Source organism: Herpetosiphonaceae bacterium, assembly GCA_036374795.1.
Taxonomy (GTDB): Bacteria; Chloroflexota; Chloroflexia; order Chloroflexales; family Kallotenuaceae; genus LB3-1.
The window spans coordinates 1-14,249 of the sequence record DASUTC010000353.1 but is presented as its reverse complement, the minus strand read 5'-3'; the positions used below and the strand labels follow the sequence as shown (position 1 = coordinate 14,249).

Genomic DNA, 14,249 nt, shown 5'->3' with positions numbered 1-14,249 from the left:
TCGCCGCCTCGTCGGAGAGCACCTCGGTGCCGGGCTTGTTCGGCCCGATCGCGATACCTGAGACAGGCTGAATCCGCAGCGTCGCGCGCTTGCCACGCGCCAGCGGCAGCCGCACGATCTGCCCGGCGCTGACCGTGCGCGTGATCGGCGTGCCGTGAACCGGCCTCAGCTCGACATCGGCGATCTTCTTGCCCGGAGCTAGCTCGCCGCGCGGCACGATCACCGTCGCCAGCGGCACGTTGTTAAGACCATCCTGCTCCAGCAGACAGGCCGCCGCGTCGGTGTCGAGATGGGCCAGCGCGCCGCTTGCCGCCAGCAGACTAAACTGATCGAGGTAGAGATCGATCGCCAGCACGCTATCGCGGCTGGTAGGCTGGAGCGCATCCAGCAGCGCCAGGGCCGCCAGGCCAGGCCGGGGAGCGTCCGCCAGCGCGCCGCCGCCAAAGACCAGATCGTACTGCGCGTCGGGCCGCTCGTCGCGCAGCGCAAGATAGGCCGTGCTCAGCGCCTCGCGCATGATCGCGTAATCCAGCAGCAGATCGTCAAGGTCGGTGGCGACCTGATATGGCCGCAGGACGCGATTCAGCAACCGATTGTGCAGCGTTTGCTCGTCAAGCTCGAAGGGCAGCCAGCGCTGGATCGCCGCCGGGCCGCGCGCCTTGAGCACGTCGAGCACGCCCAGGCGCGTGCCCAGCCGCCCAAAGATCGCCTCGGAGTAATGCCCGCCGCTCATCAGCAGACACGCCGTGCTCCACGAGTCGACCGAGACGGCCAGCACGTTGCGGGAGAAGCGCTGCGACAAAAATCGCACCATCAAGCCCTGATCTTCCACGGCGCTGCCCAGGCGGCGACAGCGCACCATGCGGAGCCGCTCGGCTCCCGGCAGCGCGGCAACGCGCCGCTCCTGGTAGATGCGCCGCAGTAGCGAGCGCGTCGGCTCGATGCGCGGATGCTGCGGCAGCGGCACCACGTTATCGCTCACCTCGACCGGAGCGGCCTCGCCGATCGTCTGGCGGACCTCATCGGCAGCCGCGCTGTTTCCGGCGAAGATCACCAGCGGCTGGTTATCGCCGTGCGTGGCAAGCAGCGATACCAGATGCGCCAGCCGTTTGTGCGGCGCTGCCTTTGCCTTGTCGCCCGCGTCGCCACCGGCGATCACGACCACGTCTGGCTGCGTCTGCACGAGCGACATGAGATGCTTGCCAAGCTCCTTGCCGCCCTCATCCAGCGCGATCGTCTCCAGCAGCGTGGTGTATGTGCTGCGAATCGCATGGGTAACGCTGCGGACCGAGGCATGATCTGCTATTCCGGCGACGGCGACCGACAGCGGCCCTGCCGCGCTGGTCGTCGCGACCACGCCATCGACGCCGTTGCCCGCATCATCCTGCGGATAGCGCAGGTCGTCGCCCTGCAACAGCTCCCGGCTGGTCGTCTGCTCGATCTGCCGGAGCGCGGCGATAATCGCCCGCGTCGGATCGTTGTCGGGCGGGCCAAACGTGCTGGGGCTGACGGCGCGGGCGACCATCCGGTAGCTTTGATCGACCACATCCACCAATGTCACGCGCGTCTGATCCAGGCCGATTTCAACGACGAGGAGCGCACCGTGCTCTGGAGTAGCTGTCTCGTATTCCACGTTTCGCTCCTTAGAACAAGCTGGCAAGCTGGAAGAACCAGTCTGCGATACCCTGCGACAACACCAGCGACAGATCCGCGCGTGCGGCCCCATGCGCGATCACGGCGAGCGCGGGCATAGACGCGGCTCCAAACCCCAGGTTGAAGCTCGGATTCAACAGGATCAGCAGGATCGCCGCGCTCACCAGCAGCAGGACCAGGACCAGCAGCACCGGCAGCAGCCACGAGCGGCGGTGTTTCGGCGGCTGAGGCGCTGGCTCCGGCGCTGGCTCGGCGATCACCTGCTCCAGCAGGCGCATCGATTCGATCCGCTCCGGCGTACGAACCACGCGCGGCGGTGGCGCGACCGCTGCCTGCACCGGCATGGTATCGTCACCCTCCGGCGCGATGCGCTGGAGCCACTCCGGCGCGGCCTCCCTGACCGGCGCAGCGGCCTGCTGGGTATCGCCTTCCTCGCGCAGCCAGGCGGGAAGATCCAGCCCACCCAAAAACTCCGACTGTCCTCCGGCTGGCTTGGCTGGCCGCGCCGGTTGAGCAGGCTCGTCCAGCCACGAGGGCAGCTTCGGTGCCGACTCGGCGGGTTTGGTCGGCGCCTCGGCATCGATTCCTGACAGCCAGGGCGGCAGATCGCTGTCCGGTGCCGCAGAAGAGGGCGCTGGCTCTATCGAAGCCGTGTCGGAAAGCCATGTCGGAAACGCAGCCGCGTCATTGCTGCTCAGCGCGTCCTGAGTCGTGCCCGCATCTTGCGCTGCCAGCCGTCCAGCATCAACAGCCGAAACCTCGTCGCCGCCCGCCAGCCACGGCGGCAGCTCGTCTTGCTGCGGTGCGACGCTTGTCGGCGCGTCGTCTCCTGCCAGCCACGGCGGCAGCTCGTCTTGCTGCGCCAGCCCATAGCTCACTGTCGCGCCGGTTGCTGGCTCGTCGTCGCCCGCCAGCCACGGCGGCAGCTCATCGCCAGCCGCGCCGATCGGTGGCTGGGATGTGGGCGGCGTCGTTGCCGGAGCGGCAGATGGCTCATCCAGCAGCCAGGCAGGGAGCGCCTGCGTCGCGCCGGGATCGCCAATCGGCGGCGGCAGTTCGTCTGAGCCAGTATCGTCTGCCAGCCATGGCGGGAGCGCCTGCGTCGCGCCCAGGGCGGGCTGCGCCATCGGCTCGGTATCGATCAGCCACGCCGGCAGTTCGTCGATCGGCGGCTGAGGCACAGGCGGCGAGGACTGGAACGTTTCCGGCGCGACAGATGTCGGCGACTCTTCAAGCAGCCAGCTTGGTAGATCAGGATCGCCGGACGGCGCCTGCGCGGCACCGGGCGAGGATGGCGTGTCGATACCGTGTAGCCAGCCGGGAAGCTCATCGGCTACGGGAGGCTGCCCAGGCGTCGCAGGCTGCGCTGCGGCTGGCTCGACCTCACGCAGCCAGTCGGGAAGGTCGACGGATGGCGCGGGCGGCACCGCTGGAGTCTCCGTCGCGCGCAGCCAGTCGGGAACATCCTCAGCGCTGCTCTGGGCTATTGGAGCGGTCGGCTGCGCTGCGGCTGGCTCGACCTCACGCAGCCAGTCGGGAAGCGGCTGGCCCTCGGCTGGCTGGTCCGGTAGCTCCGCGCCGAACTCACTGCCCCAATCCGGCAGCGGCACATTCAGATCTTGCGTGCTCGCGCCTGCCGTGTCCTCCATCAGCCAGGCTGGAAGCTCTGCTGTCTCGGATCGACCGGCAGCCGTGCCTGCTCCCGGTGGCACGTCGGCGGGTGCCTCTTCGCTTTGCAGCCAGGGTGGCAGATCGGCGGCGGACGATGGAGGCTGAGCCGTCGCTGGCGGCGCTGGCGTATCGAGATCGGAAAGCCACGCGGGAAGCTCCTGAGGCGCGGCGGGGGGCGGCGCTGCGTAGCTTCGATCGGTATCAGCTTGAGGCGGAGCGGCCGCCGGAGCGGGCACATCCCACTCTTTCAGCCAGTCCGGCACGTCGGCCACGGCTCCGGCTGCCTCGCTCGCGGCACTGGGCTGATGCGGAGCGGGCGCATCTTCCTTGAGCCAGGCTGGAAGATCGTCGGCGGGCGCTGGTGCGGCGGGCGCGGGCGGCGGTGTCGCGGGCGGCTCAAACTCACGCAGCCAATCCGGCAGCGGCGGCGCTGCCGATGACGGCCCGGCGGTCGGTTGATCGTCCGCGAGCCACGGCGGCAGATCGCCCGTCGGAGCAGCGCTGCTCGGCGGCGGTGACGCAGCGGGCGCGGCTTGATCGTCCACGAGCCACGGCGGCAGATCGCTCGTCGGCGCGGCAGGCGGCGGTGGTGACGCAGCGGGTGCCTCACGATCCAGATCCCGCAGCCAGTCCGGCAGCGGTTGCTCGGCCTCTGCCGGACGCGGAGCCGTCGGCGGCGCATCGTCTGAGCGCAGCCAGGGCGGCAGCTCTTCAGTCGTGCCCGGCGTGGTCGGCGTCTGCTGAAGCTGCGTCAGCCAGTCGGGAGCCTGCTCCGCAGCCGGTTGGCGCTCGTCCTCCAGACCGATCTCGCTCAGCCAGGATGGCAGCTCCGCTGGTGGCGCGGCAGGTGTGGATGGCGGTGCGCTTGGCTCGTCGGCGCTCGCGCGCAGCCATTCGGGAAGCTCGGCATCGGGCGGCGCGGCGGGATTCAGCGCGGCGGAAGCGCTGAGCATCTGGCCGCAATTTCCGCAAAATCTATTGTCGGATGGATTTGACGCGCCACAGCGCGGGCAATTAATCACATCACTCTCCTAGCGCGCCGCCAGGCCGGAGGTTTAGGAAGGCCCACGTATTCCTCGGTCCCACGCCGACGCAGCACAATCTGTAAAATATTCCCCGAATATACACTATCGATCAAGATAGGGCTGATCGAAACCAGGCAGCCGCACACTGGCAACCCAGCGCGGCGACGCCGATGCCCAACCGGAAACCACGCGCGACACCCAGAACCGGATACGCACGAATCTATTGCAGTAGCTCGCTCGGCCCCGGCATAGCGACCAGCCGAGGTCGCGACATGTCGCGACCTCCCCGATGCGGAGACAGCGCCGATCAGGGCACGCAGCCGATCGATGCCGGGCAGCGGGTGAAAATAAGGCAGGCGTGCAGAGCGCGCGCGAAGCGCGTACACAGCGCTGAGGAGAAGTGCGACGACGAAGAGGATAAGCTGTAGAACGGATGCTGACGTTGCAGGAAATGCCATACACTATCCTTACACTTTGCCGCCGTTCGTCGCTCGGAGTGTACAAGAAGTGGAAAAAACTGTCAATACTCGTACTACTGTAACAGGTTTTCGAGGCGCGTCCACGCCGCCTCGTCCTCTAGGCCGCGCGTCGTTTGGCCTATCCAGGTCTGCCACCGCTGTACCGGGCGGATCGGCTGGACGCGAGCAAGCACGACTCGCCGATCAAGCGGAGCGGACGCACAACCGGCTCTGCCAGGCCCTACCGCCGCAGCTAGGCCGCGACGCACCGCAGTTACTCCGGGGAGATCGGGCCTGCGGCTGGATCAGCGCTCATCGTTGGTGCGCGTGCCCGTATGCGCGCTGCGACGTGGACGCTGCGCATCGACGGTATCGAGCCAGACCGTCACGGGGCCGTCGTTGACGAGGTGGACCTGCATCATCGCCCCGAATCTGCCGGTCGCCACGTCCACACCCTGGCTGCGGAGCGCCGCACAGAAGCGATCGATCAGCGGCACGGCAACCTCGGGCGCGGCGGCCTGCACAAACGACGGGCGGCGGCCCTTGCGCGTATCGGCAAAGAGGGTGAACTGCGAGACTACCAGCGCCGCCCCGCCAACATCGAGCAGCGAGTGGTTGAACTTTCCGGCCTCGTCGGAGAACAGCCGCAGATTGACGATCTTCTCGGCAAGCTGCGTCGCCTCGCCGGGCGTGTCCTCCTGGCCGACGCCGAGCAAAATCAGGTAGCCCGCGCCGATGGCCCCGACGATCGCCCCATCGACCGTAACGTGAGCCTCGGTAACTCGTTGAATCAGTGCGCGCATAGTATCAAGAATGACATATTCGATGTACGAATCCTCGCACAACTCCACCGGCCATTGTACCCGATCTCCCGCGCCTTTACGCAGTACCATAGCATCGTATAATCAGAACACCTGTACTGGACACAACCTGGGGAACGTGCTATATTCGCTTCAGTCGCCCGCCGCTTCTGATCTTGGGAAGGAGATTCGTCATGGACGAGCAGATGACCAAGGCCGCACTCCTCGCAGCGCTGCGCGCGAAACGTGCAGCGTGGGATGCTGTGCTGGCAGAAGTTCCTGAGGCGCTCATGGACGAGCCGGGTGTCGCCGGGGAGTGGGCGGTCAAAGACATCATCGCGCATCTCACCTACCACGAGCGCTGGTATGCGGATCGGATGCACGAGGTGCTGCGCGGTGAGAGCTATGTCCCGAACGAGATGGATCGCATGGACTTCGACGAGCGCAACGACCGCATCTATCAGCAGAACCGGCACCGTCCCGCAGCAGAGGTGCTGGCCGAATCGCGGCAGGTCTTTCAGCGGCTTATCGAGGCGACGGAAGCACACGCCGAGGAATTTTTGACCCAGCCGCAGCAGTTCCAGGGCGCGCCAGGGCCGGTGATCATCTGGAAGATGCTGCGCGGCGATGTGTATGAGCACTACGGGCAGCACATCCCGTCGATTCAGCGCTGGCTGGCCGCTCGCAACGGTTGATCGCTACTCGGCGTGCTACGATTGCGCGCGCCCGTTGCTGCCCATCAGCTGGGCAAAGATAATGCGCCCGGTGTTGGTCTGATAGACCCGCGTGACGGTGACAAATACGTCCGATCCCAGGAGATGCCGCGCATCCTCGACCACGACCATCGTGCCATCCTGCATAAAGCCCACGCCTTGCTCGCGCTCGCGGCCCTCCTGGCGGATCGTGACGTGCAACTGCTCGCCCGGCAAGAACGGCACGCGCAGCGTATCGGCCAGATTGTTGAGGTTGAGCACCTCCACGCGCTGGAGCTCGGCGATTCGATGCAGATTCGAGTCGTTGGTGATCAGCCACATACTCTCGGCCTTCGCCAGCACCACCAGCTTATCGTCGACATCGCGCATGCCGGGCACGTCCGCGTCGGTGATCTCGATCGTGATAATGCCGCCCTCCTGGATCGTCCGCAGCACGTCCAGGCCGCGCTTGCCTTTCAGCCGCGTCAGATCGTCGGACGAGTCGGCGAGCTGCTGAAGCTCTTGCAGCACAAAGCGCGGCACCACCAGCCGCCCGTTGAAAAATCCGGTCTTGACCACGTCGGCGATCCGCCCGTCGATGATCACGCTCGTATCCAGCAGGAAGCGCCGCGATGTGGTCGAGCTGACCGGCTGCTCCTGCCGCGAGTACACCAGATCGAGCAGATCGTTTTTGCGCCAGTTGATCACGACGCCGCTGACGTAGGCGCAGACCAGCGCGATGATAAACGGCAGGTAGTCGCCCAGCAGCCCCGGCAGATGCGACACCGGAAACGACAGCAGCACCCCGACGATCAGGCCCAGCAGCAGCCCCGCGCCGGTTGCCACCAGATCCAGCGAGGGCATTGTCCGCGCGCGGCGCATCGCCGCCCGAAACGGATACAGGATCATGTACGGCGTGAGCACCAGGCCCAGGCCCAGCCCGGAGAGGATCAGCAGGAGCGTGCCGATCTGCTGCTCGCTGGTGGGCGGATTGAGCGAGTTGCTCCTGCCGAAGTACCAGCCGACATAGCCGAGCACCAGCGCGCCCAGGACTCGCACGTAAAAATTAGCCGTAAACTTCACGGCGTTCCTCGTCCTCAGATGTTCCGACCAATGCCTGACGGATCGCGGCGTCGAGCGAGCGGACGCCTTCGAGCTGCACGCCGCCGCTGATGTTCGGTTTGCCCGCCGGGCTGGGATACAGCGCGCGGGTAAAGCCCAGCTTGGTCGCCTCGCCGAGCCGTCGATCCAGTTGCCCAACGCTGCGCAGCTCGCCCGATAGCCCGATCTCGCCGACCAGCGCCAGGTTCGGATCGACGCGCTGGTTGCGGAACGACGAGGCGATTGCCGTCGCCACTGCCAGATCCGCCGCAGGCTCGGTGATGCGCATGCCGCCGACTACGTTCACGTAGATGTCCTGGTTGAACAGCGGAATGCCCACCCGCTTGGAGAGCACTGCGATCAGCATCGTCAGCCGGTTCGGATCGAAGCCGTTGGCCGTCCGGCGCGGCTGCGGGTTTTGTGTGTGCGAGGTGAGCGCCTGAATCTCCACCAGAATAGGCCGCGTGCCCTCCATCGTCACCGCCACCGTCGAGCCGGGCGTGCCCGCGCTGCGCTCCGCCAGAAACACCTGCGACGGATTGTTGACCTCGATCATGCCCCCCTGGGTCATCTCGAATACGCCGACCTCATCGGTCGAGCCGAACCGATTTTTGACGCCGCGCAGCATGCGGTACTGGTGAAACCGATCGCCCTCCAGGTACAGCACCACATCGACGATATGCTCCAGCACCCGTGGCCCCGCGATCGTGCCCTCTTTGGTGACATGGCCCACCAGGAAGATCGGAATGCCGCTGTCTTTCGCCACCCGCAGCAGCCGCAGCGCGCCCTCGCGCACCTGGCTGACGCTCCCGGCTGCCGAGGTTATGTCTTCCAGATAGACCGTCTGGATCGAGTCGACGATCACCAGCATCGGCTTAATCTCATTGATCGCGCTGATCGCCGCGTCGAGATTCGTCTCCGACAGCACGTAGAGCCGCTCGCTGAGCATGCCCAGCCGCTCCGCCCGCAGCTTGAGCTGCTGTGCCGACTCTTCGGCGGAGATATACAGCACCGGCCCGGTCTGCTGCGCGAAGCGCGCCCCGGCCTGGAGCAGCAGCGTGCTCTTGCCGATCCCCGGATCGCCGCCGATCAGCACCAGCGAGCCGGGCACCAGGCCGCCGCCGAGCACGCGCATAAACTCTTCGCCCTCGATCCGCAGCCGCTCGAAGCCGCCCGACGCAACCTCGGTGATCGGCAGCGGTCGCGAGGATGCGACCGGCTGGTTTCCGGCACGGCCAGGCGCGGCTTTGCCGACGCTCTGCTCGACAAAGCTATCCCAGCTATTACAATCGGGACACTTACCGAGCCAGCGCGTCTGCTGGTTGCCGCACTGCTGGCATACAAACACCGTACGCGATTTTGCCACACGCTAAACTTTCTAGTGCTAGAGCGCCGACAGGCCGGGGGTGGGCGGAGAACAAAGGAACAAACGATCAAAAGAACAAACTGTTAACTCCTTGTCGCTTGTTCCCTTGTTTTCATGCTCCCCTGACCCCTGCGTTAGAGCCTCAAGTATAACACAAGGGTGCCCAGCCTCAGCCAGGCACCCTTGTTCCGTTCGCCTGCGAGAAAGCACTAGATCAGCACGTCCTCGGCTTCCTGATCGGGCTGCGTCTCCTCAATCTCGCGCTGCGGTCGCATGCGCAGCAGGTTCTCGTACACGTCCACCAGCACGGCATCGCCCTCGCGGAACCGGCCAGCCAGCAGGCCCTCCGAGAGCGGATCTTCGATCAGGTTGGTGATGATCCGGCGCAGGGGCCGCGCGCCAAACTGTGGATCGTAGCCCCGCTTGGAGAGCAGATCGAGCGCCTCGTCGGTGATCTCCAGCGTGATGCCCTTCTCCTTGAGCTGCTGCCGCACTCGGTTGATCTCCAGCAGCGAGATCTGGCGAATCTCCTGATCCGTCAGCGGGTGGAAGATGATCGTCGCGTCGATGCGGTTCAGGAACTCAGGCCGGAACATCTGCTTGAGCGAGTCGTCCACCTTCTTGCGCGTATCCGTCTCGTCGATCACGCCCTTCTTCGCGTCGAAGCCGATGCGCGAGCCCTGGCGAATATGCTCGGTGCCCACGTTCGAGGTCATGATGATGATCGTGTTGCGGAAGTCCACGCGCCGTCCCTTGCCATCGGTCAGGTGGCCGTCTTCGAGCACCTGAAGCAGCAGGTTGAACGCATCCGGGTGCGCCTTCTCGATCTCGTCGAAGAGCACCACCGAGTATGGCTTGCGCCGCACCGCGTCGGTCAGTTGGCCGCCCTCGCCGTAGCCGACATAGCCCGGAGGCGAGCCGACCAGCCGCGAGGTGGTGTGCCGCTCCTGAAACTCCGACATATCGATCTTGATCAGTGCCTCTTCCGAGCCGAACATGAACTCCGCCAGCGTTTTCGCCAGCTCGGTCTTGCCCACACCGGTCGGGCCTAAGAAGATGAACGAGCCGATCGGACGCTTGGGATTCTTCAATCCGGCGCGCGCCCGGCGCACCGCCTTGGAGATCGTCACGATCGCCTCTTCCTGGCCGATCACCCGGCGATGCAGCTCGCCTTCCATGTTCATCAGCCGGTCGATCTCGTCGCCGGTCATCGTCGAGACGGGCACGCCCGTCCACATCGAGACGACATCGGCGATGTCCTCTTCCGTCACGTAGGGCCGATCGTAGGTCGAGCCGTCGCTCTTCAGCTCCTCGGACTCGATCTTCTTGATCCGGTCGAGCATGCGCTCTTCACGATCCTTGAGGTCGCGCGCCAGATCGTACTGCCCATCGGCCAGCGCCGCGTCGTGCTCCTTGCGGATCGCCTCAAGACCGCGCATCGCATCGCGCAGCGAGGGCGGCGTCGCCGAGCGGTACATGCGCACGCGGCTGGCGGCCTCGTCGATCAGGTCGATCGCCTTGTCGGGCAGGAAGCGGTCGGGCACGTAGCGCGCCGACAGCACCGCCGCCGACTTCACGGCCTCGTCCGCGATCTGAAGCTGATGGAAATCCTCGTAGCGCGATTTGATGCCGCGCAGAATGTCGATCGTATCTTCGATCGTCGGCTCGTCGACCATCACCGGCTGGAAGCGCCGCTCCAGCGCCGGATCGCGCTCGATATATTTGCGGTACTCGTCCAGCGTTGTCGCCCCAATCGTCTGGATCTCACCGCGTCCCAGCGCCGGCTTGAGGATATTAGCCGCATCCAGCGTGCCCTCCGCGCCGCCAGCGCCGATCAGTGTGTGGAACTCGTCGATGAACAGGATGCAGCGCGCTTCCTTGATCTCGTCGATCACCCGCTTGAGCCGCTCCTCGAACTGGCCGCGATACTTGGTGCCCGCCACCAGCGCGCCCATGTCGAGCGTCACCACGCGCTTGCCCTTGATCGAGTCGGGCACGTCGCCCGAAATGATCCGCTGGGCCAGCCCCTCGGCGATGGCGGTCTTGCCCACGCCGGGCTCACCGATCAGCGCCGGGTTGTTCTTGGTGCGCCGCGAGAGGATCTGAATCACGCGCTCGATCTCTTTTTGCCGCCCGATCACCGGATCGAGCTTGCCCGCCTCGGCCATCTCGGTCAGGTCGGTCGAGAGCGCATCCAGGTAGGGCGTTTTGCTCTGCTTGGGCTGCGCCGAGCGCTCCAGGCCGCTGCTCGGCCCCTGGCGGAGATCGCGCAGCACGGAGGTGCGCACCTGCTCCAGGTTGACGCCCATGATCTCCAGCACACCTGCGGCAACGCCCTCGCCCTTGCGCACCAGACCCAGCAGCAGATGCTCGGTGCCGACATAGTGATGGTTGAGCTTACGCCCTTCTTCGAGCGCGTACTCGATCACCTTCTTGGCGCTGGCAGTCAGCTCAAGGTCTTCATTGCGGTTCGAGCCCTCGCCGTGACCGACAATGAACTCCACGGCACTGCGCGCCTGCGCGTGCTTCACACCCAGCTCGTCGAGCACTTTCCCTGCCACGTGATCCTGATCTCGGATCAAGCCCAGCAGGATGTGTTCGGTGCCGACGTACGGATGATTAAAGTAGCGAGCTTCCTCTTGTGCGTAGTAGAGAACTTGTTTTGCTCGCTTGGTAAATCTGTCCATTGAGCCCATGGTATTGCTCCATCCTAGGGGCTTGGTGCGACTGCCCTTTGATCAATCAAGATCAGTGCCGCCGTACTTGATGAGCCAACTGCGTATAGGGGCGCGGAAGGGCGTACGATAACGCTACTACTCCTTCTTGATTGTACTACTACTTTAACGCTCTGCACAGATAGCTTGATACGCTCCATCAAAGAATCGGCGCGATCCCGACTGAAAAAAGTACAAGGCTCAGGTACATCTCGCAAGAGACTTGCCACGGAGTGGCACCTGAGCCTTGTGTCGCTTGTCAACGAGCGGTTTTGAACTTAAGCGTTACCCTCGGTTCCCTGACCCTCGTTTGTCGTGCTACCCACGTCGCCTTCTTCGTAATCGAAGTCCTCGACCGGATAGTTGCCGTCGTCACCTTCCACGCGGCGCATACTCAGGCCAATGCGCTTGCGAGCCGGATCGATCCGAATGATCCGAACTGGAACGGTGTCACCTTCTTTTACGAGCTCGCGCGGATGTTGGATGCGTCCATCGCCCATCTCTGAGACATGGATCAGGCCTTCCACACCATCCTCAAGCCGTGCAAACGCGCCAAACGAGGCAAGCTGCGTGATCGTGGCCTCGACAAGCTGGCCCAGCTCGTAGCGACCGCTGATCGTGGTCCACGGCTCTTCCTGCGTGCGCTTGATCGACAGGGCAATGCGCTTGCGGTCGTTGTCGATGTTCAGCACATAGACTTTGACCCGATCGCCGACCCTGAGGATCTCGGCGGGATGCTTGACACGGCTCCATGACAGCTCGCTCAGGTGCACCAGGCCGTCCGCGCCGCCGATGTCGACGAACGCGCCGAAGTCGGTGATCGAGGTGACGGTGCCTTCGCGCACATCGCCTTCCTTGAGCGTATCGAGGATTTCGTCCTTGCGTGCCTCGCGCACTTCCTGCACGGCCTGGCGCTCGCTCAGGATCAGACGGTTGCGGGCGCGGTTGATCTCGATGATCTTGAGCGTCAGCGAGCCGCCGACCATCCGCGCCATGTCGCTCTGCTTCTGCGCGTCGGGTCCACGGCTGATGCCTGTCACCTGGGATGCGGGCACGAAGCCGCGCACGCCGTCGAGGTTCACCAGCACGCCGCCCTTGTTGTAGTTGATGACCTTGGCCTGAAGCACGTCGCCGGTTTCGAACTGCTGCTGCAACCGACGCCAGCTCTTCTCCTGGCGGGCCTTGTCCAACGACAGGACCGCGCGGCCTTCTTTATCTTCCGGCTGGACAACGAATACCAATACCTCGTCGCCGACCTTCAACTCTGCACGCTCTTCGGGCAGTAGCGACGACATCTCTTTGCCTGGGACGACACCTTCCGACTTGGAGCCGATGTCGACCAAGATTTCGTCGCGGTCGATGTGCATGATAACGCCGTCGACCGTGTCGCCGTACTGAAGGTTGTAGTAGTCGTTCGCCGGATCTTGGAGGTATTGCTCCATCAGAGCGCGATCGTCCTGCGCTTCCTCCACCGATGAATTAGCCGACTGAACTGGAGCCGTTGTCTGCTCCTGTTCGGTAGCGGACGGCGCAGATGGGTTGTTGCTCATGTACCTTTTGTCCTTGAAAGGAATTGACCGCCGCCGTAGGGGCTGGCGGCCTGACACTATTATACCGGCTCTACGAGCCATTTGCAAATCTGTGGAGCCGATTTAAGGGTTTCTAGCGGCGGAATCGATGCGGTTTGGCCTGCGACTCGTCCATCGCCCGTTGTTCATGGCCGATCAGCGCTGCTTAAACGGCGAGGCCGACAGCGTCACGGACAATTATCTCAGGCCCTTGTCGTACCATTCGAGGTAGGCGCGCAGGTGCCGCTGCCAGTAGCCGCGCTCGTGTCCACCCGGATCGAGGTGCCAGACGTGGGCAATACCGCGCTGCGCCAGCAGCTCGTGAAAATAGAGCGTGCGCGGCAGCCACGGATCGTCGGCGCCGATGTCGAGCCATAGCGCGAACGTGACGGGCGTGCTCAAGTCCTGCACCAGCGAGACAGGATCGCGCCGCTGGTAGTCGACGCCGCTGCCAAAGAACGGAAACGCCTCCGCCTCGGCCCGGAAGACGGCGCTGTGTCCGCCAACCGCTCCAAACAGGCCCGGATTGTTCAGCGCCAGTTGCAGCGCGCCGTGCCCGCCCATCGAGATCCCGCCGATCGCGCGGTGTCTGGGCTCGGCCTCCGTGCGGTAGGTCGCATCGATGTGCGGGATCAGGTCGCCGGTGATGTAATCGCCCCAGCGCTCGCCGCCGCCCGCATGGTTCATCCAGTAGCCCAGATCTCCCTGCGGCGAGACAATCATCAGGGGAGCGATGCGCTTCTCACGGATCAGCCTGTCCGCCTCGTCGAATAAGCCGTAATCCTTCCATTCGCCGCTGCCGCCGCCACGACCATGCAGCACGTACAGCACTGGATACCGGCGCGCGGTCGATGCGTAGCCCGGCGGCAGGTAGAGCCAGTAATCCATCGCTCGGCCAAGCGCGGCGCTGTAGAACGAACTATGCCGCGCCCGACCGCGCGCGACCGGCGTGGTCGTTGGCAGCCGCAGCCGCAGACGATCGGGAGCAGCGCCAGTGGCCGCAGTGGGGCTGGCCTGTAGCGCGCCGCGTGTATGCTCGACAACCTGCGCGTCTAGCCTGGTGACTTTCGCCTCGACAGACGGTAGCCGCTGGGCGGTCTTCCAATCGAGAAGCAGCGGAGCCAGAATCGCCACGGCCAGGATCAGCACCAGAGCAACAGAGCGGTCGCAAGCGTACCGGCAGCATGCGCGAAGCAGCCGT

General features: G+C 64.8%; 9 protein-coding genes. 1 reads left to right on the top strand and 8 read right to left on the bottom strand.

What is annotated here, in order from left to right:
* From VFZ66_28565 to dtd, 3 genes are all read right to left on the bottom strand, one after another.
* The coding region (locus tag VFZ66_28565; GenBank protein ID HEX6293169.1) for a glutamate mutase L at positions 1-1,633 on the bottom strand (1,633 nt) is incomplete at its 3' end.
* 10 nt (positions 1,634-1,643) lie between these two features.
* Positions 1,644-4,277 (bottom strand): hypothetical protein, encoded by a 2,634-nt coding sequence (locus VFZ66_28560; protein ID HEX6293168.1) that lies wholly within the window; start codon positions 4,275-4,277, stop codon positions 1,644-1,646.
* Between the two features lie 835 nt (positions 4,278-5,112).
* Positions 5,113-5,610: a D-aminoacyl-tRNA deacylase gene (gene dtd / locus VFZ66_28555; protein HEX6293167.1), complete on the bottom strand. Its 498-nt coding sequence runs from the start codon at positions 5,608-5,610 to the stop codon at positions 5,113-5,115.
* A gap of 191 nt (positions 5,611-5,801) precedes the next feature.
* Here dtd and VFZ66_28550 point away from each other — a divergent pair, with 191 nt between their 5' ends.
* Positions 5,802-6,302, top strand: coding sequence for a maleylpyruvate isomerase N-terminal domain-containing protein (locus VFZ66_28550; GenBank protein HEX6293166.1), 501 nt, complete (start codon positions 5,802-5,804; stop codon positions 6,300-6,302).
* Between the two features lie 15 nt (positions 6,303-6,317).
* Here VFZ66_28550 and VFZ66_28545 read toward each other — a convergent pair whose 3' ends face one another.
* The 5 genes from VFZ66_28545 to VFZ66_28525 form a co-directional block, all read right to left on the bottom strand.
* Positions 6,318-7,382 carry a hypothetical protein gene (locus VFZ66_28545; GenBank protein ID HEX6293165.1) on the bottom strand — a complete coding sequence of 355 codons (1,065 nt, stop codon included), beginning with the start codon at positions 7,380-7,382 and terminating at the stop codon, positions 6,318-6,320.
* Positions 7,366-8,766 carry a DNA repair protein RadA gene (gene radA, locus VFZ66_28540; protein HEX6293164.1) on the bottom strand — a complete coding sequence of 467 codons (1,401 nt, stop codon included), beginning with the start codon at positions 8,764-8,766 and terminating at the stop codon, positions 7,366-7,368. The genes VFZ66_28545 and radA overlap by 17 nt, the downstream gene beginning before the upstream one ends.
* A gap of 209 nt (positions 8,767-8,975) precedes the next feature.
* Entirely contained in the window at positions 8,976-11,453 is a 2,478-nt protein-coding gene (locus VFZ66_28535; protein HEX6293163.1) for an ATP-dependent Clp protease ATP-binding subunit, read from the bottom strand.
* A gap of 305 nt (positions 11,454-11,758) precedes the next feature.
* Complete coding sequence (gene rpsA / locus VFZ66_28530; GenBank protein HEX6293162.1) at positions 11,759-13,030, bottom strand: 30S ribosomal protein S1; 1,272 nt, start codon at positions 13,028-13,030, stop codon at positions 11,759-11,761.
* Positions 13,031-13,246: 216 nt separating this feature from the next.
* Positions 13,247-14,249: alpha/beta hydrolase-fold protein (locus VFZ66_28525; protein HEX6293161.1), on the bottom strand; the 1,003-nt coding region annotated here is incomplete at its 5' end.